The organism is Pantoea sp. BJ2, from assembly GCF_040255075.1.
Lineage (GTDB): Bacteria > Pseudomonadota > Gammaproteobacteria > Enterobacterales > Enterobacteriaceae > Pantoea > Pantoea leporis.
The window spans coordinates 3,658,403-3,685,261 of the sequence record NZ_CP158292.1 but is presented as its reverse complement, the minus strand read 5'-3'; the positions used below and the strand labels follow the sequence as shown (position 1 = coordinate 3,685,261).

The following is a 26,859-nucleotide window of genomic DNA, read 5'->3' as shown; positions in this document are numbered from 1 at the left end:
AGGCTTACGCTATCTCTAAGGATAGACAGCAGACGAAAAAATTCAAAGAAGACGCGGGGATAGCGAGGATTAGCTCACCGCCTGGCTTAACGTCAGGCGGTGAAATTTAGCTAAAAATTGGGCGACTGGCGTCAGGATATTGCTGCGAAGCCTGCGGGCCAGCGGCGACGACAAAGCCTTGTGGCAACAGGCGCTTCAACACTTTTTGCGCCGCCAGGCTCTGTTCTTCATTCTCAAAATGAATTACCAGCGCATCGCCGGAGGGCGTAATACTTTTGATACGCACGCCCTGCGCAGAAAGTTGCTGATAAAGATAAAAACCATCGGGCAGATTGGTGCCGCTGTTGGCGACGCGGATCTGCACCACGGTTTCATGCTGCATCAAGGTCGGAACGAAACAGATCGCCAGCAGCGCCAACGCGCCACCCAGCGCCCAAGGCAGGAAACGCCTTGGGAATCCACGGAATGTGATCATGACTGTGAATTCCCGCTACGCGCTGACTGACGTTTACGCCAAATCACTACTAAAGAACCGACCAGGCCAATCACCAGCAGCACCAGCGGCAGCAGCATCAGGCACAACATCAGCTCATCTTCGTAACGACGAAAAATCGGCGTTTTACCCAGCGCGAAGCCCAGCACGGTAAGGATCAGCACCCACAGGAAGCCACTTACCCAGTTGAAGAACTGGAAGCGCGCATTACTCAGGCCAGAAAGCCCGGCGATGGTAGGGAGCAAGGTGCGGACGAAGGCAATAAAGCGACCCACCAGCAGTGCAGACAAGCCATGGCGATGGAACAGCCGGTGGGCGCGTTGGTGATATTGCGCGGGCAAGTGCGAAAGCCATTTTTGTACGGTAGGCGTATTACCGAGCCAGCGGCCCTGAATGTAGCTCACCCAGCAGCCGAGGCTGGCGCCGGTGGTCAGAATCAGCAGCGTCAGCGGGAAACCCATGGTGCCTTTAGCAATCAAAACGCCGACCAAAATCAGTAAACTATCGCCCGGCAGAAAGGCGGCGGGCAGCAATCCATTTTCCAGAAACAGAATCATGAACAACACGCCATAAATGGCCCAAACCAACGTCGGGTCGGAGAGCATTTCGTAATCCTGCTGCCACAAGGCATGCAGCAATGCTTGCAAAATATCCATCAATCATTCCTGAACATCATTGTTAAACATGCCCGTGAGGGGCTTAGGCGCAGACTGGCGTTGGTTATACATTTTAGATAAGCAGCCTGAGCAGGAGTTTCCGGATCCTTCCAGAATTGATTGTTAAATCAGCGACTTTTTAAAGCCCTGTCGCAAAGGGTAATAAAAGGGCGATAACTGTAACAAAAATAACGTTATCCAGACAGGGGAAAGTGCCTGCCGCACAGGAGTTTTACCTTTAGACGCAGGTGGTCAAAAGGAGCTTTACATGAGCTGACACTATTGCAGACTAACTGACTTTTTCAGCAACAAAACGCCTGAAAAATAAGCAAGATCAGCGTGAGTTTTCGCTACCTTCAGGCAGGATGACCGGATTTTCAGCAAACATGTAACGATCAACATTAAATTCGAAATCGTCGGTGGTGGCGTTAAACAGCATCTGCTTAGTATTTTCCAGATGCTGCCACATTGCCAGCTTACTGGCGGCGGGATCTTTGCGGATCAGGGCTTTGAGGATCTGGTCGTGATCGTCACACCAGCTGGTGATATTTTTGGCATCAATATGTTCGTGCAGCTTTAACCAGTAAGGATTGTGCAGACGGTGCAGCCACATCTTCTCGACAATCGCTGCTAAGGCGCTGTTCTGCGTCGATTGCGCAATGCGCACGTGAAACTCCATATCCCACGCCGAATCGCGCGAATGATCTTCCTGACGCGCTTTCTCCTGAATTGCCATCAATGCCACAATATCCTGGCGTGTCACCTGCGTAGCGGCAAACTCAGCCACGTTGCTTTCAATCAGCTGGCGCGCCTGCAATAACTCGAAGGGGCCGAAATTAGCGAACTCCAGCTGGCTGGACGTTACCACGCGGTTCTGCTGCTGGCTGCTGATGACGTGAATGCCGGAACCTTTCCGCACCTCCACGTAACCTTCCACTTCGAGCATGATGATCGCTTCACGCACCACGGTACGGCTCACCTGCATCTCTTCCGCAATCAGACGCTCGGCAGGCAGTTTGTCGCCGACCCGGTAGTCGGCAGCTTCAATGCGGCGTTTGAGTTCGCTGGCGAGCTGTTGATAAAGGCGTCGTGATTCGGTCAGGTCCATTGCGCGGTCCGCTGTGGGAGAAAGTTGAGTTGTTATACCACTTCAGCCGCACGGAGGAAATGGGCTGGCCGATGCCAGCCCGGAAAGGTTAGGTGCGCACTGCAGCGGACTGCACCGCAGGCTGATCGTCGAGTTCAGAAACCGGCTGGTTTTTCAGCACCGTCCAGATAACCACCGCGCCTAGCAGATCAAACACCGCCAGCGCCGCGAACAGCGGGCTGAAGCCCAGCGTATCGGCCAGCGCACCGACCACCAACGCAAACAGGGTGCTCGCCGTCCAGGCCGCCATGCCGGTTAAGCCGTTGGCGGTAGCCACTTCGTTACGGCCAAATACATCCGAAGAGAGGGTGATCAGCGCGCCTGAAAGCGCCTGATGGGCAAAACCACCGACGCACAACAACCCAATCGCCACATACGGGCTGGTGAACAACCCGATGGTGCCTGGCGCAATCATTAACACCGCGCCCATGGTCACCACCAGTTTGCGTGAGACGATGAGATTGACGCCAAACCAGCGCTGAAACAGCGGCGGCAAGTAGCCACCGACGATGCAGCCGAGATCGGCGAACAACATCGGCATCCAGGCAAACATGGCGATCTCTTTCAGGTTGAAGCCGTACACCTTAAACATAAACAACGGGATCCATGCGTTAAACGTTCCCCACGCGGGTTCGGCGAGGAAACGCGGCAGCGCAATGCCCCAGAACTGGCGATTGCGCAGGATCTGGCGTGCCGACATCTTCTTATTATTACCGGTTTGATGCTGCAACTCCTGGCCGGCAATGATGTAGTGACGCTCCTCATCGCTCAGCTTGGTTTGTTGTTTAGGATGCTTATAAAACACCAGCCAGCAGAGGGCCCACACCATGCTCAGCACGCCAGTAATAATGAACGCCATTTGCCAGCTGTGCGCCATGATCGCCCACACCACCAGCGGCGGCGCCAGCATTGCGCCAATTGACGAGCCCACGTTGAAATAGCCCACCGCCACCGAACGCTCTTTGGCAGGGAACCATTCGCTACTGGCTTTCAGGCCTGCGGGAATCATTGCTGCTTCGGCGGCACCCACCGCGCCGCGTGCCAGCGCAAAGCCGCCCCAGCTGCCCGCCATCGCGGTTGCCGCACAGAAGATTGCCCACAGCACGGCAAACACCGCATAACCAATTTTGGTGCCGAGCATGTCCAGCACATAACCGGCTACCGGCTGCATGATGGTGTAGCACGCCGAGTAGGCGGCGACGATATAAGAATATTGTTGCGTGGTGATACCCAACTGCGTTTCCAGCGTGGGCGCAGCGACGGCAATGGTATTGCGCGTCAGGTAACCGAGCACGGTGCCCAGCGTCACCAGCCCAATCATGTACCAGCGTAGCCCTTTGATCTTACGCATTATTAACCTCGTCCAGTCTGTCGTTGCGGTTTTACCGCTGTAGTTATCTGGAGCGGGAAGACGTGAACAGTGCTGTTCACTCCCGCAGTTCCTTGCCTGTGCCATTAATCCCGTTAGCAACGGAGCGAGAGGTTAACTTGTTATACCGCTTTAAAAGTTGAATGCCATCACATAAACCTTGCGGCCAGTGTGTGTTAGGGCGAAAGATCGTTAAAACAGCCATTTAACGCATTATCCGCAACAAAATCGTCCATATACCCACAGTGAAACTGTCATTATTGTGAGTCGGATCGCAAACAATTTTGCCTTTCGTTTAAATTGGTATGATAACTTTTAGTTAAAAGCCATCTGGCTACAAAATGAGGAAGCAGGTATGTCGCGTTTTATGAGTGAGGATTTTCTACTCGACACCGAGTTCGCCCGTCGTCTGTACCACGACTACGCTAAAGACCAGCCGATTTTCGACTATCACTGTCACTTACCGCCGCAGCAGATTGCCGATAATTACCGCTTCACCAACCTCTATGACATCTGGCTGAAAGGCGATCACTACAAATGGCGTGCGATGCGCGCTAACGGCGTGTCGGAAGCGTTATGCACCGGCGATGCCAGCGATCGTGAGAAATTTAACGCCTGGGCGCGTACCGTGCCGCATACCATCGGCAATCCGCTCTATCACTGGACGCACCTCGAATTGCGCCGGCCTTTTGGCATTACCGATATGCTGCTGAATGAGCAGAGCGCAGATCGCATCTGGCAGCAGTGCAATGAACTGCTGGCGCAGGACGCCTTCAGCGCGCGCGGCATCATGCAGCAGATGAAGGTGAAAATGGTCGGCACCACCGACGATCCGCTCGACGATTTACAGCATCACCGCAAGCTGGCGCAGGACAGCAGCTTTGACGTCAAAGTGCTGCCGAGCTGGCGTCCAGACAAAGCCTTTAACATTGAGCTGGAGAGTTTCCTGCCGTGGATTCAGCGCTTAGCGCAGGTCGCGGATGTGAACGTGCAGCGTTTCGACGATCTGCGCTGCGCCTTAAGCCAGCGACTCGATCACTTCGCCGCGCATGGCTGCAAAATTTCCGATCACGCGCTGGATGTGGTGGTGTTTGCGGAAGCGGATGACGCCACGCTGGATGGCATTCTGGCGCGCCGACTGCAAGGTGCAGCGCCTTCCGCTGAAGAGACGGCCCAGTTTAAAACCGCCGTGCTGGTGTGGCTCGGCAGCGAATATGCGCGTCGCGGCTGGGCGCAGCAGTATCACATTGGCGCGCTACGCAACGCCAATCGCCGCCAGTTCGATATCCTCGGGCCGGATGTAGGCTTCGATTCGATTAACGATGCGCCGTTGGCGATTCCGCTGGCGCGTCTGCTGGATGCGCAGAACCGCAATAACGCGCTGCCCAAAACCATTCTTTACTGCCTCAACCCGCGCGACAACGAAGTGCTGGCGACCATGGCTGGCAATTTCCAGGGTGAAGGCGAACCTGGCAAGATGCAGTTTGGTTCGGCGTGGTGGTTTAACGATCAGCTGGATGGCATGCAGCGGCAGATGACGCAACTGGCGCAAATCGGCCTGCTGAGCCGCTTCGTCGGCATGCTAACCGACAGCCGCAGCTTCCTCTCTTACACGCGTCATGAATATTTCCGTCGTCTGTTGTGCCAGATGATCGGCAATTGGGTGGCGCGGGGCGAAGCGCCTGAAGACGAGGCGTTGTTAGGGCAGATGGTACAGAACATCAGTTTCAACAATGCGCGCGATTACTTCGGTATTGAGCTGGGAGCCTGATAATGCAGCGACTCAACCGTCACGATTTTCCTGGCGCGCACTACAGCGAGCGCGTTATCCAGTTTGGTGAAGGCAACTTCCTGCGCGCCTTTATCGACTGGCAGCTCGACTGGCTTAATCAGCATCACAATACCGATGCGGGCGTGGTGGTGGTGCGGCCGCGCAACCGCGTGGTGGAAGAGACACTGAATCAGCAAGATGGCTTATACACCACGCTGATTCGCGGACTCAATGCGGCGGGTGAGCAGGTGAGTGAAGCCCGCCTGATCCGCAGCGTGAATCGTGAAATCCAGCCGTATCAGCAGTTTGATGCGTTTCTCGCGCTGGCATGCGCACCGCAGATGCGCTTTGTCTTCTCCAATACCACAGAAGCCGGCATTGCCTTTGCGGAGCAGGATCGGCTGGACGACACGCCCGCCTCATCCTTCCCCGGCAAGCTGACGCAGCTGCTGTGGGCGCGCTTCAACCATTTTTCCGGTGCCAGCGATAAAGGTTGGCTGGTGGTGCCCTGTGAACTGATCGATTACAACGGCGACACGCTGCGTGAGCTGGTGCTGCGCTACAGCCAGCATTGGCAGCTGCCGCCGGCGTTTGCCCGCTGGGTGCAGGATCACTGCGCGTTCTACAACACGCTGGTGGATCGTATTGTCACCGGTTATCCCTCGGATAGCGCGGCGATCGAAGCGTCATTAGGCTACGAAGATCGCTATCTGGTGGCGGGCGAAGTCTATTACCAGTTTGTGATTCAGGGACCAAATGCACTGGCGCAGGAGCTGCAGCTGCACACGCTGGCACCGGAAGTGAAGCTGGTGGAGGACATCACACCGTACAAAGCGCAAAAGGTGGCGATCCTTAACGGCGCGCACACCGCGCTGGTGCCGGTGGCATTTCAGGCCGGGCTGGAGAGCGTGGGAGAGGCGATGGATGATGCACAGATGGCCAGCTTTGTCGATGCGCTGCTGCGCGATGAGGTCATCCCCACGCTGGACCTGCCGCGCGACGAGCTGCACGCCTTTGCCGACGCGGTGCAGCGTCGCTTCCGCAATCCCTTTATCCGCCATGCGTTGCTCTCCATCGCCCTTAACGGCATGACCAAGTTCCGCACCCGTTTGCTGCCGCAATTGTTGTCGTCGCAGCAGCAAAACGGGCAATGGCCTGTGCGGCTGACCTTCGCCTTTGCCGCGCTGCTGGCCTTTTATCGTGGTGCAGAGGGCAAACGTCACTTGCCGCTGCAGGACGACGAACAGTGGCTGCAGCGTTTCGCTGAACTGTGGTCAGCAGTAAATAACGATAAACAGACTCCAGAACAGTTGGTGCGTGCGGTACTCAGCGACGCCAATCACTGGGGCGAAGATCTCACTCAGCAGCCCGGATTAGTGGCTGCGGTCAGCCAACACCTGCAAAACATCATCGTCCACGGGATGCGGACGGCGTTGACACAACTGAGATAACGCTATGCAAGATGCCATTAGAATCCATTCACGCGACAACGTTGCTGTGGCGTTGCGCGATTTGCCAGCCAATACCCAGGTCGAAATCAATCAACAGGTGATCACCTTGCAGCAGGAGGTTGGACGCGGCCATAAGTTTGCGCTGCAGCCTTTAGCCACCGACGCGCTGGTGATCAAATACGGTTTGCCGATCGCGCACGCCACTCAGCCGATTGCGGCTGGCGAGATCATTCACTCCAGCAATGCGCGTACCAACCTAAGCGACGTGGATGAGTACGACTATCAACCCGATTTTCTCGATCTGCCGTCGCAAGCTGGCGACCGCGACGTGCAGATCTATCGCCGCGCCAGCGGGGAAGTGGGCATCCGTAATGAGTTATGGATCCTGCCCACCGTGGGCTGCGTCAACGGCATCGCGCGGCAAATCCTGACGCGCTTTATGAAAGAGACCAATGACGCCGAAGGCATTGATGGCGTGCATCTGTTCAGCCATCCGTTTGGCTGTTCGCAGCTTGGGCAGGATCACGAGAACACCCGCACCATGTTACAGAACATGGTGCGCCATCCCAATGCCGGCGCGGTGCTGGTGATTGGGCTTGGCTGCGAGAACAATCAGGTTGATGTGTTTCGTGAAACGCTTGGTGGCTTCGATAGCGATCGCGTGCAGTTCATGGAGTGCCAGAAGCAGGATGATGAAGTGGAAGCGGGGCTGGAACGTCTGCACGAACTCTATGGTGCCATGCGCGCGGATCAACGCCAGCCGGGCAAACTCAGCGAGCTGAAGTTTGGCCTGGAGTGCGGCGGTTCGGATGGTTTTTCCGGCATCACCGCCAATCCTATGCTGGGCTGTTTCTCTGACCAGATGATTGCCAACGGCGGCACCACGGTGCTGACCGAAGTGCCAGAGATGTTTGGCGCTGAGCGCATTTTGATGAGCCGCTGCCGCGATGAAGCCACCTTTGAAAAAACCGTGGCGATGATAAATGACTTCAAGCGCTACTTTATCGATCACCAGCAGCCGATCTATGAAAATCCATCACCCGGCAACAAAGCGGGCGGCATCACCACGCTGGAGGAGAAGTCGCTCGGCTGTACGCAGAAGGCCGGACAAAGTCAGGTGGTGGATGTGCTGAAGTACGGTGAGCGCCTGCATACACCGGGACTGAATCTGTTAAGTGCGCCGGGCAACGATGCGGTTGCAACCAGCGCGCTGGCGGGCGCTGGCTGTCATATGGTGCTGTTTACCACCGGACGCGGCACGCCGTACGGCGGTTTTGTGCCGACGGTGAAGATCGCCACCAATACGCAGCTCGCCGAAAAGAAGCCGCACTGGATCGATTTTAATGCCGGGCGTTTGCTTGAAGGGATGAGTATGGCGGAGATGCTGGAGGACTTCGTCGATATGATTGTGGCGATTGCCAATGGCCAACCCGCGCGCAACGAAACTAATGATTTTCGCGAGTTAGCCATCTTTAAAAGCGGCGTGACCTTGTAAAACCAGGTCGCCATGAATGGCGACCTATTCAAAAACCTTACCTTACTCCGATTCTGACAACGTACGACGCGGCTGGCGCTCGGCTTCGGCCTGGCATACGGCCGCGGTAAACAGAATATCCGTCGAGGAGTTCAGCGCAGTCTCGGCGGAATCCTGCAGCACGCCAATAATAAAGCCCACCGCCACTACCTGCATCGCCAAATCATTTGGAATACCAAACATGTTGCAGGCTACCGGGATCAGCAGCAGCGAACCGCCGGCCACACCGGATGCGCCACAAGCACACAGTGACGCCACCAGACTCAACAGAATGGCGGTTGGAACATCCACCGCAATACCCAGCGTATGTACTGCCGCCAGCGTCAACACCGTGATGGTGATGGATGCGCCAGCCATGCTGATGGTGGCACCCAGCGGGATCGACACGGAATACGTGTCTTCATCCAGATTGAGACGTTTCGCCAGCGCCATATTGACCGGAATGTTGGCCGCTGAACTGCGGGTGAAGAACGCGGTGACGCCACTTTCACGCATGCAGGTAAACACCAGCGGATACGGGTTGCGGCGAATCTTCTGGAACACCAGCATTGGGTTGATTACCAGCGCCATAATCAGCATGCAGCCGAGCAGCAGCGCCAGCAGATTGGCGTATTCCCACAGCGCATCGAAACCGGTTGAGGCGAGAATGGAGGCCACCAGCCCAAAAATTCCCAGCGGCGCACAGCGGATCACACAGCGCACGACCCAGGTCGCGGCATTGGACGCGTCATTAAGAAACGCTTTGCTGCTTGGGCTGGCATGACGAAACGCCAGCCCCAATCCCAGCGCCCACACCAAAATACCGATGTAGTTGGCATTCATCAGCGCTTCAATCGGGTTCGACACCATGCTCATCAGCAAACCGTGCAGCACTTCGGTAATACCCGACGGCGGCGTAATTTGCGTGGCGCCGACGTTCATCGACAGCGTCTGAGGGAACAGATGGCTGAAGATCACCGCCACAACCGCAGCAAAGAACGTGCTGAGCAGATACAGCATGATAATCGGGCGGATATTGGTTTTTTGTCCCTGCTGATGGTTAGCGATCGAAGAGATTACCAGCACCAAAACCAACAGCGGCGCGACGGCTTTTAGCGCACGCACGAACAGCTCACCCAGCAAGCCAACGGCCAGTGCGGCATCGCGTGAGAACCACGCCAGCGCCACGCCCGCCACCAGGCCGATCATGATTTGTTTTACCAGGCTTCCTGCGAACAGTGCGCCCAGACGTCCAATAAAGTTGTTTTGCATATCACAGTCTTTTTATATTCGCGGTCATGAGTATTGTGCGCGGTTCCACCACGCACAACGGTTTGCCCGGCGGAGTATAAGGAAAAGAGCTTATGAGGAAAGAGATAATTCTGTGCATGCGCAGCAGATCGGTTTTTTGATCTGCTGATGATGGGAAGTGTGACAGATATATAAAAGGTGAAGGTTGCCACTGGCGAAACAAAGCAGGGGCGATTAGCGCCCCTGCAGAAGATTATGGTGAGATCTTCTTCTGGTCGTTTCTGTGGTTTACCCAGGCGTTGATCAGCAGCGTACCGCCGAGAATTACACCCACCACCGTCAGCGAGATGCCGACGGGAATGTGATAGAACTCGACAATCAGCATTTTGATACCGATAAACACCAGCACAATCGCCAGGCCATATTTCAGCATCGAGAAACGTTCCGCGACGTTAGCCAGCAGGAAGTACATGGCGCGCAGGCCAAGAATCGCGAACAGGTTGGAAGTCAGCACAATGAACGGATCGGTGGTCACCGCGAAGATCGCGGGAATGCTGTCCACGGCGAAAATCACATCGCTTAGTTCAACCATGATCAGCACCAGCAGCAGCGGCGTAGCAAACAGCACACCGTTTTTGCGGGTGAAGAACTTCTCGCCGTCCAGACTATCGGTCATGCGCAGATGTTTACGCAGCCAGCGCACCACCGGTTTGTCGCCCACCGTGCTGTCATCTTCCTCTTTCGCCAGCGCCATTTTCAGGCCGGTAAACAGCAGGAAGGCGCCGAACACGTATAGGATCCAGCTGAACTGAGTAACCAAATAGCTGCCAGCGAAGATCATGATGGTACGCAGCACAATCGCGCCCAATACGCCATAAATCAGCACGCGGCGCTGTAGGTTGGCCGGTACAGCGAAGTAACTAAATAGCATCAGCCAGACAAAGACGTTATCCACCGCCAGCGCTTTCTCTAAAACGTAGCCAGTGAGGAAGGCGAGGGTTTGCGCGGTGGCAACTTCGCGCCCGGCGGTGCCGTCGAGATACCACCAGAAGGCGGCGCTGAACAGCAGTGAAACTGACACCCAAATCAGCGACCAGACCGCTGCTTGTTTGAATGACATGGTTTGTGCGCCGCGTCGGCCCTGTAATAGCAGATCGATCGCCAGCATGATGAGCACTACGACAGCGAAGCTGCCCCAAAGTAACGGTGTGCCAACTGAGTGCATAGTCGTATCCTTTTCCAGAAATAAAAAAGCGGCTGAAGTCAGAAGACGTCAGCCGCTTTGATCGTGCTGCAAGCAAACCTCGCCTTCCGGCAAGGTCTCACTTACAACTCAGAATAGATTCCGGGTTGCCTGACGACCGGATGCGTAACGTATATTGCGTGGCGCATCGTAATGACGATCAATCAGCGTAGAAGTTACTCCCCTTTGCAGCGCTAAACATACGGAGTTCGATAATCGCTTTCAAGAGGGCTCTGGAAATGTTTTGCAATATTTACACTTCAGTCTGATCCGCCGGGAATACCACGCCGGTCTGGCGACGGATTTCCGTGAGCAACTGTGCCGTGATGCGCGAGTTTTCTAAGGCCGCATGCTCAACTTCACCGGCCTCCACCAATTTGGCGAAGGTTTCGGCTTCATACAGCATGGTATTGATGTGCTGCGGCTGCGTCAGGTTTTGGCTCTCGCCACCGCGCGGGATAAAGCGCAGTTGCTGGCACTCGGAGATCTTTTCAATCACCAGCGATCCCGCTTCGCCCTGAATCTCACTCGGGATCAGTGAATCGCTGACCTTTGAGTGCAGCAGCGTGACATCAAAATCGCCGTAGCCCAGTACCACCACGCCATGCGCATCAACGCCACTTTCCAGCAGGGAAGCTTGCGCCTTGACCTGCTGTGGCGCACCCCACAAGGTGACAGCGGCGGCGAGGCAGTAAAAGCCGATATCCATCATCGAGCCATTCGACCAGCGAGGATTAAAGGTATTCGGGTTCTCACCATCCAGATAGCGCTGATAACGCGAGGAATACTGGCAGTAGTTGATCAAGGCTTTACGCAGTTTGCCCAATTGCGGCAACGTTTTTTGCAGTTGCAGGAAGGTGGGCAGGCTGGCGGTTTTAAAGGCTTCGAACAGCACCACCTGATGCTGGCGCGCGCAGGCAATCATCGCCTCGGCTTCACGCAGGTTAGACGCCATCGGCTTCTCGCAAATCACATGCTTGCCATGCGACATAAACAGTATCGCCTGCTCACTGTGCAGCGCATTCGGACTGGCGATATACACCGCATCGATCTCACTGCTGGCGGCAAGCTCATCCAGAGAGGTGAAGGTCAGCTTGCAGGGATAATCCACCACAAACGCGTCGGCCTGCTGCTGACTACGCGAATAGACGCCGCTCAGCTTCATTTTGCCGGTTTCATGCGCGGCATCGATAAACTGGCGGGTAATCCAGTTGGTTCCCACGATGGCGAAACGAATCACGTGCTGCTCTCCTGCTAAAGTAAAACGGCAGAGTAACATGTTCATCTGAGCGCCAGGCAGGCGAAATTTGATCCTGAGATCCGCATTCCAATATGATGATGCCGCACAACTTTTTAACCGACTTAGCGGGGACGCGCGGGTGAGTGGAAGTAAACATGCTCTGAACTGGACCACATTACTGATTGCCATCCCCGTTGGATGTGTGGCCTCGCTGGTGACGCTGGCCTTTCGCGGCGTGATTGAATTGATCAACCATCTGCTATTCAACAGTGACAGTGAAATCACCGTGGCGATGCATGTCTGGCCGTGGATCTTCTGGCCGCTGCTGGTGGGCGCAGGCGGCGTATTGGCCGGTTTTTTCCTGCGCTATGCGGTGGCGATTGAGAAACAGGAAACGGTGCAGACCGATTATCTGGAGGTGATTAACGCGCGGCTCGATGCGGTACCAACCAAAACCTCGCTGTTCCGTGCGCTGTCATCGATGGCCAGCATCGGCAGCGGCGCGTCGATTGGTAAAGAGGGGCCGATGGTGCAGCTCTCGGCGCTGAGCGGCAGTTTAATCGGGCGCTGGCTGCCGAAATCGTTGAATCTGCGTAACAGCGATATCGTAGCGATGGCCGCTGCTGCTGGGCTTTCATCGGTGTATCACGCCCCGTTGGCGTCGGCGATATTTGTCGCGGAGATCGCTTTTGGCATCTCGGCGCTGCAGCGTTTGATTCCGCTGATTGTCTCGTCGGCGGTGGCGGTGATGACCATGTGGTCGCTGGGTTTTCGCAGCGCGCTATATCCGTTATCCGAAGCGCTATTTCAGATGGATATCAGCAGTTTGCTAATGACGTTGCTGATTGGATTTGTCGCCGGTATCGCCGGCTGGCTGCTGATCAAACTGATTGCGCGCAGCAAGGCGCTGTTTGGCCGCGTGCGTTCGCTGCCGCTGCGGCTCGGCGCCGGTGGATTAGCGGTGGGCTTTTTGGCGCTGATCTCCACCGATATTCTCGGTAACGGTTACGAAGTGATCGTGAAAATCATTGATGGCCAATATCTACTGATGGGATTACTGGGATTGCTGGTGCTAAAAACGCTGGCGACCACGCTGTCGGTGGGTTCCAACGCGGTGGGCGGGCTGTTTACCCCTTCCTTATTGATCGGCGCACTGCTCGGCGTGGCGCTGGCGCAGATGGGTGTGATGCTGCATTTACCGGTCGGCAATACTTTGCTGTATGCGGCCATTGGCATGGCGGCGGTGCTGGCGGCGGTCAGCCAGGCACCGTTAATGGCGATGCTGATGGTGCTAGAGATGACGCTGAATAGCAGCCTGCTGTTCCCGATTATGATCGCGTCAGTGCTGGCCTCGATGGTGGTGTATCGCCTGCAATCGTCCAGCACTTATCCGGTGGTGAGCAGCCATTTCAGTCGTTCCGAAGCCAAGTATGATTTCGATAACATGCGTGTCGATCAGTTGATCATTCCCGGCGCGGCGTTGCAGCCAGAAGAGTCAGTAGGGCAGGCGCTGGCGGTGAGCTCGCTCAAGCGGGAACGTTATGTCTATGTGATTAATAGTGAAGGGCAATTTCTCGGCGTGGTGTCGATACACGATATCTCACGCAAGGTGTTGTCGCAGGAGATCACGCTGCATTCGCCAGTCAGTAGCGTGATGGACAATAACTTTCCCTGCATTTATCAGAATCAAAGCATGCGCGAAGGCTGGGAAGCCTTTGCCCGCGTCACGCTTGAACGCCTGCCGGTGCTAAATAATCCGCAGGAGCGCCGTTTTATGGGCGCACTGACCAAAACCAGCCTGATCCAAAAAGCGCAGGAGTTTCTTTAAGCCGCGTTGCCGCGCATCGCCTGATCGGTCATCCACAAGCGTGCGTCAAATTCGAGCTGATGATAATCCGGTTCCATGTGGCAGCAGAGTTGGTAAAACGCTTTGTCGTGCTCTTTCTCTTTCAGGTGCGCCAGCTCGTGCACCACGATCATGCGCAAAAACGCTTCCGGTGCGAGGCGGAAGAAAGTGGAGATGCGAATCTCCGCTTTGGCTTTAAGATTGCCGCCTTGCACGCGCGAAATCGCCGTATGCAGCCCCAACGCGTGCTTCATCACCTTGATTTTATTGTCCCAAATCACTTTGCTCACCGGCGGTGCGCTGCGCATATAGCGGTTTTTCAGCGCCTGCGTGTAATCATAGAGCGCGCGGTCGCTGACGATATTGTGCGTATCGGGATAGCGTTGCTGGAGAAAGGCACCTAAGCGCTCATGTTCGATCAGCGTCTGAACCTGCTCGAGGATGTTTTCAGGGTAGCCCTGCAGATAGATTAATGACATTGGGATTCCCGGCGAAAGACAGTATACTGCGCCCCCTTTTTAGGGCGAAAATCGCGCAAAGTGTACCACGCCGGAGATTCCATGAGCCAACTTGAACTGACCAATCGCACGCTGACGCTGCACCGCTTCCCGCCAATGCGTGAGGAAAGCCCGCTACAGGCGTGGGATTCCGCCGATGAATACCTGTTGCAGCAAGCGCTGCCTGAGGGACCGGTTTTGGTGTTCAACGACAGCTTTGGCGCGCTGACTTGCGGGTTGGGTGCACGTCCGGTGTGGCACGTCAGCGATTCGCTGCTGAGCGAACAGGCGGCAAAACAGAACCTGCGACTCAATGAGATGGATGAAGATCAGGTGCATTTTCTCGATAGCCTGGCGCCATTGCCGGCCGCACCGGCGGTGGTGATGATCAAAATCCCCAAAGCGCTGGCGCTGCTCGAGCATCAACTGCGTGCATTGCGCGAAGTGGTTATGCCGGACACGCTGATTCTGGCGGCGGCGAAGGCCAAAGATATTCACAACTCCACGCTGCAACTGTTCGAGCGCATCCTCGGCGAGAGCAAAACCTCGCTGGCGTGGAAAAAAGCGCGTCTGATTTACAGCCGCTTCACTGCGCCGCAATTAGCGGATCAGCCCGCCACCACCGTTTGGCCGCTGGATGATTCTGAGTACCAGATCCACAATCACGCCAACGTGTTTTCCCGCGCGTCGCTGGATGTGGGCGCACGCTTCTTTATGCAGCATCTGCCTTTTGACATTGAAGGTGAGATTCTCGACCTGGGTTGTGGCAACGGCGTGATTGGCTTGCTGGCACTGGAACAGAACCCAAACGCGGACGTGCTGTTTTATGATGAATCCTACATGGCGGTGGCATCAAGCAAACTGAACGTGGAAGTGAACCGTCCGCAGGATATGGCGCGCTGTCAGTTCCGCGTTAACAACGTGCTGAGTGGCTTCCCGTCCGATCGCCTGCACGCGGTGCTGTGCAATCCACCATTCCATCAGCAGCACGCGGTGACCGATCATCTGGCATGGCAAATGCTGCGTGATGCGAAACGCTGCCTGCAGTATGGCGGCGAGTTGCGCATCGTCGGCAACCGCCACCTCGGTTATCACGTCAAAATGAAAAAGCTGTTTGGCAACTGCGAGCTGGTGGCGTCCAACGCCAAGTTCGTGGTACTGCGTTCGGTCAAACTGCGCTAATTACACACTCAGCGCCAGTTCGGTCGCCTGAGCGATGGCGCGGCGAGCATCCAGCTCCTGCGCCACATCCGCACCACCAATCACACGTACGGATTTGCCACGCGCGCTGAGCTGATCCGCCAGCAGGCGCAGCGGTTCCTGTCCGGCACAAATCACCACGTTATCCACCGCCAGCGTCATCGCTTCGCCCTGATGACGCAGATGTAATCCAGCATCATCAATCTGCAAATATTCGACGTCGCCCCACATCTGCACGCCGTGCGCCTGCAAGCTGGCGCGGTGGATCCAGCCGGTGGTTTTCGCTAAGCCTGCGCCCGGCTTGCCGGATTTGCGCTGCAGCAGCCAGATTTGCCGATCGGCGGGCTGTGGCTGTGGTGCCATCAAACCACCTCGCGCCTGCAGGCTGCGATCGATGCCCCAGCTTTGGTAGAAATCGTCATGGTTGGTTTGATGCAGCAGAAACTCGGCGGTATCAAAACCAATGCCGCCCGCGCCGATAATCGCCACGCGTTTTCCCACCGGTTTTTTATCGCGAATCACATCAAGGTAGCTCAGTACGCTGGGATGATCGATGCCAGGAATCGTCAGCTGGCGCGGCAAGATACCGGTTGCGATGATCACTTCGTCAGCGGCTGCCAGTTCGTCAGCGCTGACGCGATGTTCCGTTTTAATCGTTACGCCTGCGGCAGCAAGTTGGTAACGGAAATAGCGCAGCGTTTCACTGAATTCAGCTTTGCCGGGAATCTGTCGGGCGATATTAAACTGCCCACCAATTTGCGCATCGGCCTCGTAAAGCGTGACCTGATGGCCGCGCTGCGCCGCCTGCAGCGCGAACGCCATACCCGCGGGCCCCGCGCCCGCCACCGCCAGCTGTTTCGGCTGCTTGGTGGCGATCACCGGCATCAGCGTTTCGTGGCAGGCGCGCGGATTCACCAGACAAGAGGTGATTTTGCCAACAAAGATTTGATCGAGGCAGGCCTGATTACAGGCAATGCAGGTGTTGATGGCTTCGGGTTGGCCGGTTTCGGCTTTACGGACGAAAGCCGCATCGGCGAGGAAAGGGCGCGCCATCGAGACCATATCAGCGATGCCATCACGCAAAAGCTGTTCAGCGACATCGGGATGGTTGATGCGATTGGTGGCGATGACCGGCACCGATACGCGCTCGCGCAGGTGCTGCGTGACCCAGGCAAAACCAGCACGCGGCACGCAGGTGGCGATGGTGGGAATGCGCGCTTCATGCCAGCCAATGCCGCTGTTAAACAGCGTAACGCCGCACTGCTCCAACGCTTGCGCCAGTGAAAGCGTCTCTTCCAGCGAGCTGCCGTTATTGACCAAATCGAGCATCGACAGGCGGAAGATAATGATGAAGTCGCTGCCGACGGCATCACGAACCGCTTGCGTCACCGCTAACGCAAAGCGCTGGCGTCGCGTCACATCGCCGCCCCAGTCATCCTCACGCTGATTGGTGTGCGCCACCAGAAACTGGTTAATCAGATAACCTTCCGAGCCCATGATCTCCACGCCGTCATAGCCGGCCTGTTGCGCCAGTTTGGCGCAGTGCGCGAAGTCCTGAATGGTTTGCTGAATATCCGCATCGCTGAGCGCTTGTGGCGTAAAAGGATTGATCGGCGCCTGTAATGCCGATGGGGCAACCAGGTCACGCTGATAGCTGTAGCGCCCGGCATGCAGAATTTGCAGCGCGATTTTCCCGCCTTCTGCATGCACCGCATCGGTGATGATACGGTGCCAGTTGCACTGACTTTCCTGGTTGAGGATCGCTCCGCCTTGTGCCACCACGCCTTGCGGATTGGGCGCGATACCGCCAGTGACAATCAGCGCCACGCCTTCACGCGCGCGCTCAGCGTAAAAAGCGGCCAGGCGCTCTGCGCCCTCGGCGTGTTCTTCCAGTCCGGTATGCATCGAACCCATCAGAAAACGATTTTTAAGCTGGGTGAAACCCAGATCCAGCGGGGCGAACAGGTGGGCATAATGCTCAGACATAATCACATACTCAGAGAGTGGTCGGATGAGTGAACTCTAGCGGGATTTTGCAGGGAAGGAAGTGTGTGGCGTTCAGCCTGTGAGAAGTATCAAAAAAAAGCAGGGCGGTAAGTCGCAGACGAAAGTATCGGACTTCTTTCGGCAGGCACGGGAAGAAACCTACTCGCCCTGTAATAGCATGAAGAAGGGGCTAATAAATTAGCTCTGTGGTTATTAATTCCTTTATAACTCAATCTTTTTAAAAACTGTCCGGGGTTAGGACAAGGCATATCATGCCACGCCATAACGTTATTAATCAGCAAGACTAGTCTTGATTTTTCTTTCAACAAGCCCCATTGCGACGTGCAAGTTCGATGATATCAACCAGGTTTTTTGACTCAAGTTTTTGGAATATCTTTGTTTTATAAGTGCTGATTGTTTTATTATTTAATCCCAATTCGCAAGCGATGGTTTTATTCGACTTCCCCTGTGCGAGCTGTCGCAAAATTAAATTTTCACGGTCAGTCAGGCGAGAAAGCATATCTTGCTCATTTGCATAACGCTGACGTTTGTCCAGAATGTCGCCCGGTAGATAATTCACATTATTAGAAACGCAGCCAATGGCGGCGATCAGTGTTTGAATGGGATCGTAAGTTGACACGAACCCGTTCGCGCCTTGGCTAAGTGACTGTATTGAAAGATGGTTGTTGCTATCCCGACTAATCAATATGACTTTCATCCACGTCTTTGATTTGACGATATCGCGTAGAAATGCGATGCCATTTTTTTCTTTAAAGTCAGGGTCTAATATTAGTATGTCGATGTGTTGATGAATGATATCATCAATACCATCGTTAATTGTGTGCGCAGTAGTGACACAATTAAAGCCATTCATTAATAATAAAGCCTGCACGCCGGCGGCAACCAAACGATGCTCATCAACGATGAGAATTTTTGCATTAAACATATCTCTCCCTTTAACGGCACCGTAATGATGACGTTGACGGCCATTATGTCCGGCAGATTAATAGGGCGAACCGAGAAATGTCTCGATAAGATTATGATTCTATAAATCTTGATGTTTTTTCAGGCGATGTTTCTCAAATTCTTGCAAGGACTCATTAACACGTTTCATTTCCTCGACAATCTGCTGAATTAACACTTGCGGATCGAGGGCTTCCTCGCGGTGTTTCTCCAACTTGCGGCCCAGTTCAGTCAAGGTTGGAGCATTTAGCATTGCTGCTCCTCCTTTTAATTTGTGACCCAGCTGTGACAGGGCGCTGACATCATCGGTTTGCTGAAGTGATACCAACAACTCATCGTGGCTGGTTCGTATGCTGTTGAGTAACACCAGACAACCTTCACTATCCTGTTCGGCCAGTTGTGTTAACAGCTGTGGGAAAGAGGAGATACTTGCTGCCGGCGGGGCCTGGATTTCTGGTTTTATGGCGCTGCGCCGGGTACAACGTGCAACCTGAGCAAGTAAGCTCTCTAAATCCAGCGGCTTGAAAAGACAATCGTTCATTCCCGCCTGAAGGCAGCGTTGCATAATATGCTGCTCAGCCGATGCAGTCAGGCCGAATAGCATGATCGGTGTTAACTGATGCTCATGCTCGTATAGACGCAGCGCTTCAGCGAACTCAAAGCCGTTCATGCCCGGCATATTACAGTCTGTGATGATGAGGTCGAAACGTAATGGATCCTGCTGCCATAACGTCAGTGCTTCTGCCGCACTTTCACTCACCATGACTTGATGGCCGGCCAGTTCAAGCTGTTTCCCAAGCAGTAATCGGTTGGGTGCGTGATCATCGATGATCATCACGGAGAGCTTGTCGGAGATCAGCGGCTGCGACAAATGAGGCTGTGTTTGATCCTGCGGTTCACCGGGCAAGGCACGGAAATAAAAAGAGAACACCGCGCCTTCCCCTGGCGCACTTTCCACAATCAGCTCACCATCCAGTAGATGCGCCAGATTACGACAAATGCTTAATCCTAATCCGGTGCCAATTTGCTGCTGCTGACGATCGCCCACCTGCACAAAAGGTTCGAAGATGGCGTGCTGTTGGTCCTCCGTCATGCCACAACCTTGATCGCTAACTTCGATCACGAATTCACAACCGTCCTCCTCCTGCGCAATGCCCTGCATGAGCACGACAGTGACAGTACCGTAATCGGAAAACTTAATGGCGTTGCTCAATAGGTTGGAGAGAATTTGATTCAGCATCAATGGGTCTGTCTTCACCCAGTAAGCAGCAATATCCATCTCTACCCGCAGTTCAAGTCCCTTAATCTCTGCTTTATTACGAAATAGCGTAACCGCTTGATCGAGAACATCAGGAAGGTAGACCGTTTCTAACGTTGGTTGATAAAGGCCGGACTCGATTTTCGACAAATCGAGAATATCGCCAATCAATGACAGCAACGCGCGTGCCGAATGGTACGCAACCCGGATGTTCTCTGAGAGTGAATCAGCCGGTTGCAAGCGAGTTTCGAGCTCCAGTAAGCCAATCATGGCATGCAGTGGCGTGCGGATTTCATGGCTCATGCTGGCAAGAAATTCACTTTTGGAGCGGTTGGCTTTATCAGCCACATCTTTGGCGAGTTGTAACTCCTGCAGCAGCGCATTGCGTTCAGTGACATCCAGCCAGCCCCCAATAACACCTGCGACATCACCGTGCCGATCGCGAAACGGCAGTATCCAGTGATAAAGCTGGAATGTCCGCTGTTCAAAATCCATGTAATGGGATGGACTACCTCTTCCCTCTGCGCTTAACTGAACATAATTCATCCAGCAGGAGTGTGACTATGAACATCGCATTTATGGGCATCGACCTGGCAAAAAATGTTTTCCAACTTTGCGGACTGAATCAGGCAGGCAAGCCGGTTTATACCCGGCGTGTTGAGCGAAAAATTTTACTTCAGACGCTGGTCAATATACCCGCCTGCCTGATTGGTATTGAAGCATGTACGGGAGCATTTTACTGGCAAAGGGAATTTGAAAAACTGGGTCATAAAGTGAAAATCATCAGTCCCCAGTATGTTAAGCCTTTTATTCGCGGACAAAAAAACGATGGCAATGATGCACAGGCAATCGCGGTGGCACTGATGCAACCAACAATGCAATTTGTCCCCCCGAAAAGCCCGGAACAGCAGGATATACAGGCGTTACATCGGGCCAGACAACGTATAGTTAATCACCGTACTGCAACAATCTGCCAGATACGAGGGCTTTTACTTGATCGCGGCATCTCAATTGGTACGGCGATGTCCAGAGCCCGCCGTGCTGTTCCATTAATACTTGAAGATGGTGAAAATGGATTAAGCATAAGAATGCGAAAGACAATTGCTGAACTTTATGAGCTTTTCATAGATCTTGAGAAACGGATCAATTTTTTTGATAAGGAGATCGAAACTGTGTTCAGGCAATCAGCAGAATGTCAGCGCATAGCCAAAGTTAAAGGGATCGGCCCGAAAACGGCTACAGCTGTTGTTGCTGCGATCGGTAATGGTCAGGAATTTAAAAACGGCCGTCATTTTGCGGCATGGCTTGGACTTGTCCCGCGGCAGCATTCGAGCGGAGACAGACAGGTGCTGATGAACATCACTAAGAAAGGCGATAAACATTTAAGAACACTTTTAATTCACGGAGCCCGCGCAGTTGTCCGGGTAGCAACAAATAACAATGATGGTTCTCTAAACCAATGGGTTAATCAGTTAAAAGAACGACGGGGTTTCAATAAGACTACTGTCGCGGTGGCAAACAAAAACGCCCGGATTATCTGGTCGATCCTACGGCATGAAACTGAATATCAACCCGCATTGAATTAAGGCTTACCTGATGAAAGTTGCAGCGTACTGAAAATGGTAACAGGTTGCACCTGCACAGTCGGAACCTGATTTTTATACTGGTCCCTGAGACCGTCCAAGTGTTGAGGCGACTGTGTGCGGATTTCCCATTTGGGCACAGGCATATTCCTGATGCCGGATAGATGTTAGCAACAACCTAAACCTGACCCAGTGCTTGCAAAACAGAGGTAGTCCATAGATGTATATCGCGCATGACGGCTTCGCCATCCAGTAAGGTTTTTTGATAGCCATCTTCAATACTGTGAATACTGGCGTTATTGCCAGTGAGAACGTCCGACAGTCGTTTACCGATGACATCTTCTCGCTGGAAATCCATAAAACGTAGGTAGGCATTGTTGCAATCCACTAATCGGGTTTGTTTATCGCGGATATACATGGCAACGGGCGAGTCATTGAAGAGTGTATGGGTGAAATTGAGCTGATTTTTCAATGCATTTTCAGCCTGAATACGCTGCTGAATAACCTTCCGCAGATGACGGTTCCACAGCAAAATAAGGGCTATCAATCCGGCCGAGACCGACACGATCAGCAAGATAACTTGTTTGTAACTCTGCCATGAAGCGCTGAGGAACGGCATCTCTGACTGACGCCAATGTGCCAGCAACTTGAACATGGTTTCGGGAGGAATCGCGATCAAGGCTTTATTGAGAATGCTAATCAGCGTTTCATTACCGGGTTCAACACGCATGACAAAACGTGCCGGGTCTGCACCCAACGTGGTTTCAATAATCAGGTCATCTGCATAATGGTTGTGGAGCAGATAATCCACAAAAATCTTTGGCAGCACTACCGCATCGATTTCATGCGCCTGCAATTCACGCAAGGCCTGCAAAGGATCGTTGATATAGGCGAGGTTCAGATGGGGATAATGCAGAAGCATCCAATCCTTCATCTGCCGATTGTTCAGCATGAGAGCCGAGCCAAAGGGAAAAGGATCCCGAGCCATAATATTCCGAGGGCGTTTATGGCGAATAATGACCCAGTGTGAAACCAGCCATGGGCGGGTTATTAACTGAGGTGGCATATCCGGGGTAAGCATCTCAAGCGCATACAGATGTGGAAAATGCTTATCGGTTTGGTTACGTCCACTTTCTTCCTGAACTTCTGAATTAAATGTAATGCCACTTTGGTTGGCTATCAGATCTAAAACATCAATGATCATGCCGCGAAACGGCATGCTTCCGTTGCGACTGCTGAGTGGAGCGAGGGTTTGCGGTAGTGCGGTGTTAATACGCGGGTGTGCCTGTAGCCATTTCTCCTCTTCATGCTTGAGTGCAAGCGGATTACGCTGCAGCACATGGTACGTATCCAGTTGCCAGCGCTTCGCTATCTGCATGCGAATAGAGAGAGGAATTTGTGTTAAGGCAAAATTAATCGCTTCGGCAAGTTGTGGATAACGCGGGCTAATGCCAAAGCTGAAATTCATTGGAATAGCGTGGTCATCTTTGGTTATATCCAGCGCATTTGCGAACATGAAGCGATTAAGGTGCGTAAGTGTGGCGGCATTGCCCCATACACGCTCTGTTTGGCCAAATACTGTTGCTGCGACAGCATCGTAGTAACCAGGAAAGCGAACTAAAAGGTCGCTCTTAAAAGTCTCTTCTAAATGTGCACGCATCAACGCTGAACCAGACCAGGCCATGCGATTGGGTTCATCAATTTTTAATGGAGCGTTCTGCCCAGACTTAAAACCGATCGCTGCATAATCCAGCATCCAGGGGTCGCTGGCGATCAAGGTTTGCGGCTTTGATACTGAGGGGGGTTCCACATAGATCGCTAATAGTTGCATTTCTCCGCTGGTTACCGCTTCCTGGGCCGCGCTATGGCTGGCGTAATAATGGATTTCTATTGTGGTATCCAGCATATTCTGAATCAGAGAGAGATAATCCGCACTCACGCCTTCGAATCGTCGCGTATCTATATCCATAAAAAGGGGCGGTTGTGGTTGCCCAGCGACAGCAACTTTGAGAACGTGATGACGAAACTCCGAAGAGATTGGTTCAGCCAGTTGTAAAGCAGGTTGAGCTACATCATATCGCGCCAGTAATTGCAGTTTTTTCTCTGATGCTATTAATGAACATGAAACTAAAGCCAGAAAAAATAATGCCAACAAGCGAAAAGTATTAAGATTAATTAGCACGCTGCCTTCTTAAGGTATCCATTAATATCTATTAGGACCAGGGATTATAAAGATATTATTATCTTTCGCTCGTTCTATTCTTTTACTGTTGAAATTTTGCGACCATTCTCAAATATTTGATTTTTAGCGAAAGAGAGAGGGTGATGACGATGTCACTATATGATGTTCATTTCTTAGCTTATTCAGTTGGTTAGATTGCTCCTTTTCTTTCAAGACAATTCTTATGTGGTCTTGTTAAGGAGTTAAGTCAGACTTTTCCCACTTTTACGTGAGCAGGAAAGTAAGAATCTATCACGGAAAAATATAAACCTAAAAGGGGTATATAAAAATGACCGCTATTAGGGTGACGCTATCGATTTAGAATTCTGATGTTGTGAAGGCTATTTTTTCACAGCTGTTGTAATCGACACCATTTATTTATTGAAGCGGGTGTGACAGTCAGAATTGGACAAAGTTAATGCTGTAATAAAGGAATAAACAAATGGTATATGCACACAATAAACAAGTGCGTGTGGCTGTCCTTGATGATCACCCCATGGTCCGTACCGTTTTCGAGTTGTGTTTGAAACATGAGCCCGATATTCATTTGGTGGGTACCTGGGCTTCAAGTAATGAATTATTTAATCAGCTGAGAAGTACCGTAGTCGATGTGCTGGTACTGGATTTCCTGCTGGGTGAACGTGAACTGGATGGTTTGGCGCTGGTGAAGCAACTGCGTAATCACCATCCCCAGCAAAAAATTCTGATCTCTTCTTCGATGGAGAGTCCGGCCATCGTCAAAATGGTGCTAAGCGCAGGCGTGAAGGGCTTTATTGGCAAAAGCCACAATATGCAGGAAATTACCCATGCGATTCGTCAGGTGGCGCAGGGCCGTTTGTTCTTGTCTAAAGAAGTCGCTTACGAGGTTGAAAATCTCTATGTCATGAGCGAAGAGTCGCTGGATGACAGCCTCGATTTCAGCAGCAAAGGCAATATGTATGAGAAGGTGAAAACCCTCAGCCCGCGTGAAGTTGAAGTGGTGCGTTGTTTTCTCGATGGTTTGAGCGTGTCGCAAATTGCCGTGAAGTTTAAGCGCAGTCGTAAAACCGTGAGCGGGCAGAAACAATCGGCGCTGAAAAAGCTCGGTTTACGTTCGGATTCTGAGCTGTTCAAATACAGCCACGACCTGATGTCAGGCTATTAATTCTCTTCACAGGCGGCCACTTACGGCCGCCTGTTTCCTCTTCGGCATCGCAGACTTCACGTTCCAGGTAACAGCTTTCCGTAACATGTTTTTAGGTGATGTTCATCACAGTTTTAAGCCGCATAACCCGGTCTGATGGCCCCCATTGCTAAAGCTCTTATGGGGACGTTATGAATATCGAAACGCAATCCGGCGTAATCACTGGAAAAAAACAAGTCAGCGTTGCGCAGCAGCAGGTGAAATGGGACGGCAAAGGTACGCTGGTGCGTATCACGCGTGGCGGCATTTGTGGATCCGATCTGCATTACTATCAGGAAGGCAAGGTCGGTAGTTTTGAGATCAAAATGCCGATGATCCTGGGCCACGAAGTGATTGGTTATGTGGTGGAGAGCGACAATCCAGCACTTAAACCCCAACAAAAAGTCGCGGTAAATCCCTCTAAGCCTTGCGGCGCGTGCAAATATTGCCAGCGCGATCAGGAAAACCAGTGCACCACCATGCGCTTCTTCGGCAGCGCCATGTATGTGCCGCACGTTGACGGCGGTTTTACCCAATACAAAGTGGTGGATAGCGCGCAATGCGTGCCGTTCCCGCAGGATGCTGATGAAACGGTCATGGTGTTCGCTGAGCCGCTGGCGGTGTGTATTCACGCCACGCAGCAGGCAGGTGATCTCACCGGCAAGCACGTGTTTATCTCAGGCGTGGGTCCGATTGGCTGCCTGATTGCGGCGGCGGCCAAAGCGCGCGGCGCGGCCTCCATTGTGTGCAGCGATATCAGCGAGCGTTCACTGGAGATGGCGCTGCAGATGGGCGCAAGCGAGGTGATTCATGCCGCCGATGGCGATTTTGCGCCCTATCTTGCCGACAAAGGCTATTTCGATGTGGCGTTTGAAGCCTCCGGCCATCCTTCTTCGCTGCAGCGCTGCCTCGATGTGGTGTGCGCCAAAGGTACGCTGGTGCAGGTTGGCATGGGCGGCACCATTCCCAATTTCCCGATCATGGCGCTGATTGCCAAAGAGATTAATCTGGTTGGTTCCTTCCGCTTTACTCATGAATTCAACACCGCCGTCGAATGGCTGGCCACCGGCGTGGTAAACCCGTTGCCGCTGTTCAGCGGTGAGTATGCCTTGCAGGATATCGATGCCGCGCTGCAGTTTGCCGGCGATAAAACCCGTGCCGCTAAAATCCAGTTAACCTTTTAAGGAGCAGTGATGAGCCAGTTATTTTCCCTCGAAGGCAAGCGTGTGCTGCTGACCGGTTCGGCGCGCGGCATTGGATATCTGCTGGCGCGCGGCCTGGCGGAAGCCGGTGCTGAAGTGATCGTCAACGCCACCACGCACGAAGGCGCAGAGAAGGGCGCGGCGCAGCTGCGTGAGTTGGGCTTACGCGCGCACGCCAAAGCGTTTGATGTCACGCAATCGGCGCAGGTGAAACAGGCGGTAGATGAGATCGAAGCGGAGTGGGGCGCGATTGATGTGCTGGTGAATAATGCTGGCATCCAGCGTCGTCGGCCGTTCCTTGAATTCCCGGAGCAGGACTGGAATGACGTTATCGCGGTCAACCAGACCGCCGTATTCCTGGTTTCGCAAACTGTGGCGAAAAAAATGGTCGAGCGTCAGCAGGGTAAAATCATCAATATCGGTTCGATGCAGAGCGAATTAGGGCGCGACACCATCACGCCTTACGCGGCCTCCAAAGGCGCGGTGACTATGCTGACGCGCGGCATGTGCGTGGAGTTGGCGCGTCACAATATTCAGGTGAACGCCATTGCGCCGGGCTATTTCGTCACGGAGATGACTCAGGCGCTGGCTGACGATCCTGCCTTTACCGGCTGGCTAACCAAGCGCACGCCAGCCGCTCGCTGGGGCAAACCGGAAGAGCTGATTGGCGCGGCAGTGTTCCTTGCTTCCGGTGCGTCGAACTTCGTTAACGGGCATCTGCTGTTCGTTGACGGTGGCATGCGCGTCGCCGTGTGATGACCGGGCGCGGCTGGCATTATCATCAGGCCGCGCCTAAACCTTAATCAC

21 protein-coding genes are annotated in these 26,859 nt (G+C 53.5%); 9 read left to right on the top strand and 12 right to left on the bottom strand.

The genetic code is table 11. The annotated features are described in order from the left end of the window. Positions 1-106: 106 nt before the first annotated feature. From mzrA to AAF463_RS16935, 4 genes are all read right to left on the bottom strand, one after another. A complete protein-coding gene (gene mzrA / locus AAF463_RS16950; RefSeq protein ID WP_101762907.1) occupies positions 107-475 on the bottom strand; it encodes an EnvZ/OmpR regulon moderator MzrA in 369 nt (122 codons plus the stop codon). After that, entirely contained in the window at positions 472-1,149 is a 678-nt protein-coding gene (locus tag AAF463_RS16945; RefSeq protein ID WP_110867399.1) for a DedA family protein, read from the bottom strand. Before AAF463_RS16945 ends, mzrA begins: the two co-directional genes overlap by 4 nt. Positions 1,150-1,483: 334 nt before the next feature. Continuing rightward, on the bottom strand, positions 1,484-2,257 hold the full coding sequence (exuR, locus tag AAF463_RS16940) for a transcriptional regulator ExuR (protein ID WP_101762909.1): 774 nt from the start codon (positions 2,255-2,257) through the stop codon (positions 1,484-1,486). An 88-nt stretch (positions 2,258-2,345) separates the two neighbouring features. Continuing rightward, complete coding sequence (locus tag AAF463_RS16935) at positions 2,346-3,647, bottom strand: MFS transporter (protein ID WP_101762910.1); 1,302 nt, start codon at positions 3,645-3,647, stop codon at positions 2,346-2,348. 373 nt (positions 3,648-4,020) lie between these two features. On the opposite strand from AAF463_RS16935, the gene uxaC reads away from it, so the two are divergent. From uxaC to AAF463_RS16920, 3 genes are read left to right on the top strand one after another with little or no spacing between them, the layout of a single operon-like run. Beyond that, entirely contained in the window at positions 4,021-5,436 is a 1,416-nt protein-coding gene (gene uxaC / locus AAF463_RS16930) for a glucuronate isomerase (protein WP_350261174.1), read from the top strand. A 2-nt stretch (positions 5,437-5,438) separates the two neighbouring features. Continuing rightward, a complete protein-coding gene (locus tag AAF463_RS16925; protein ID WP_350261173.1) occupies positions 5,439-6,887 on the top strand; it encodes a tagaturonate reductase in 1,449 nt (482 codons plus the stop codon). Between the two features lie 4 nt (positions 6,888-6,891). Continuing rightward, the gene (locus tag AAF463_RS16920; protein WP_350261172.1) at positions 6,892-8,382 is read left to right on the top strand and encodes an altronate dehydratase family protein; all 1,491 of its coding nucleotides are present in this window, start codon (positions 6,892-6,894) and stop codon (positions 8,380-8,382) included. A gap of 42 nt (positions 8,383-8,424) precedes the next feature. On the opposite strand, the gene sstT is transcribed toward AAF463_RS16920, so the two are convergent. From sstT to AAF463_RS16905, 3 genes are all read right to left on the bottom strand, one after another. Beyond that, positions 8,425-9,672 carry a serine/threonine transporter SstT gene (sstT, locus tag AAF463_RS16915; protein WP_350261171.1) on the bottom strand — a complete coding sequence of 416 codons (1,248 nt, stop codon included), beginning with the start codon at positions 9,670-9,672 and terminating at the stop codon, positions 8,425-8,427. 232 nt (positions 9,673-9,904) lie between these two features. Beyond that, on the bottom strand, positions 9,905-10,876 hold the full coding sequence (locus AAF463_RS16910) for a TerC family protein (protein ID WP_008103489.1): 972 nt from the start codon (positions 10,874-10,876) through the stop codon (positions 9,905-9,907). A gap of 271 nt (positions 10,877-11,147) precedes the next feature. Beyond that, positions 11,148-12,134 (bottom strand): Gfo/Idh/MocA family oxidoreductase, encoded by a 987-nt coding sequence (locus tag AAF463_RS16905; RefSeq protein WP_350262011.1) that lies wholly within the window; start codon positions 12,132-12,134, stop codon positions 11,148-11,150. A 139-nt stretch (positions 12,135-12,273) separates the two neighbouring features. Between AAF463_RS16905 and AAF463_RS16900 the strand changes: the two genes are divergently transcribed. After that, positions 12,274-13,962: a chloride channel protein gene (locus tag AAF463_RS16900; RefSeq protein WP_137386575.1), complete on the top strand. Its 1,689-nt coding sequence runs from the start codon at positions 12,274-12,276 to the stop codon at positions 13,960-13,962. Here the strand turns inward: AAF463_RS16900 and AAF463_RS16895 are convergent. Then, complete coding sequence (locus tag AAF463_RS16895; RefSeq protein ID WP_101762916.1) at positions 13,959-14,459, bottom strand: M48 family metallopeptidase; 501 nt, start codon at positions 14,457-14,459, stop codon at positions 13,959-13,961. The two genes, AAF463_RS16900 and AAF463_RS16895, sit on opposite strands and share 4 nt — an antisense overlap. A gap of 81 nt (positions 14,460-14,540) precedes the next feature. Between AAF463_RS16895 and rlmG the strand changes: the two genes are divergently transcribed. Next, positions 14,541-15,659, top strand: a complete 1,119-nt coding sequence (gene rlmG / locus AAF463_RS16890) for a 23S rRNA (guanine(1835)-N(2))-methyltransferase RlmG (RefSeq protein ID WP_350261170.1) — start codon at positions 14,541-14,543, stop codon at positions 15,657-15,659. On the opposite strand, the gene AAF463_RS16885 is transcribed toward rlmG, so the two are convergent. The 3 genes from AAF463_RS16885 to AAF463_RS16875 form a co-directional block, all read right to left on the bottom strand. Continuing rightward, a complete protein-coding gene (locus AAF463_RS16885; protein WP_350261169.1) occupies positions 15,660-17,663 on the bottom strand; it encodes an NADPH-dependent 2,4-dienoyl-CoA reductase in 2,004 nt (667 codons plus the stop codon). Between the two features lie 322 nt (positions 17,664-17,985). Continuing rightward, positions 17,986-18,609 carry a response regulator transcription factor gene (locus AAF463_RS16880; RefSeq protein ID WP_101762919.1) on the bottom strand — a complete coding sequence of 208 codons (624 nt, stop codon included), beginning with the start codon at positions 18,607-18,609 and terminating at the stop codon, positions 17,986-17,988. 99 nt (positions 18,610-18,708) lie between these two features. Continuing rightward, a complete protein-coding gene (locus AAF463_RS16875; RefSeq protein WP_350261168.1) occupies positions 18,709-20,379 on the bottom strand; it encodes an ATP-binding protein in 1,671 nt (556 codons plus the stop codon). 68 nt (positions 20,380-20,447) lie between these two features. Here AAF463_RS16875 and AAF463_RS16870 point away from each other — a divergent pair, with 68 nt between their 5' ends. Next, positions 20,448-21,470 carry an IS110 family transposase gene (locus AAF463_RS16870; protein WP_350261167.1) on the top strand — a complete coding sequence of 341 codons (1,023 nt, stop codon included), beginning with the start codon at positions 20,448-20,450 and terminating at the stop codon, positions 21,468-21,470. Between the two features lie 175 nt (positions 21,471-21,645). Here the strand turns inward: AAF463_RS16870 and AAF463_RS16865 are convergent, their stop codons facing one another. Then, a complete protein-coding gene (locus AAF463_RS16865) occupies positions 21,646-23,649 on the bottom strand; it encodes a PAS domain-containing protein (RefSeq protein WP_350261166.1) in 2,004 nt (667 codons plus the stop codon). A 535-nt stretch (positions 23,650-24,184) separates the two neighbouring features. On the opposite strand from AAF463_RS16865, the gene AAF463_RS16860 reads away from it, so the two are divergent. The 3 genes from AAF463_RS16860 to idnO all read left to right on the top strand — a co-directional run bounded on the left by AAF463_RS16860 (position 24,185) and on the right by idnO (position 26,808). After that, positions 24,185-24,832 carry a response regulator transcription factor gene (locus tag AAF463_RS16860; protein WP_233501773.1) on the top strand — a complete coding sequence of 216 codons (648 nt, stop codon included), beginning with the start codon at positions 24,185-24,187 and terminating at the stop codon, positions 24,830-24,832. A gap of 170 nt (positions 24,833-25,002) precedes the next feature. Next, the gene (gene idnD / locus AAF463_RS16855) at positions 25,003-26,034 is read left to right on the top strand and encodes an L-idonate 5-dehydrogenase (RefSeq protein ID WP_350261165.1); all 1,032 of its coding nucleotides are present in this window, start codon (positions 25,003-25,005) and stop codon (positions 26,032-26,034) included. A gap of 9 nt (positions 26,035-26,043) precedes the next feature. Beyond that, entirely contained in the window at positions 26,044-26,808 is a 765-nt protein-coding gene (idnO, locus tag AAF463_RS16850) for a gluconate 5-dehydrogenase (RefSeq protein WP_137386569.1), read from the top strand. The last annotated feature ends 51 nt before the right edge of the window (positions 26,809-26,859 follow it).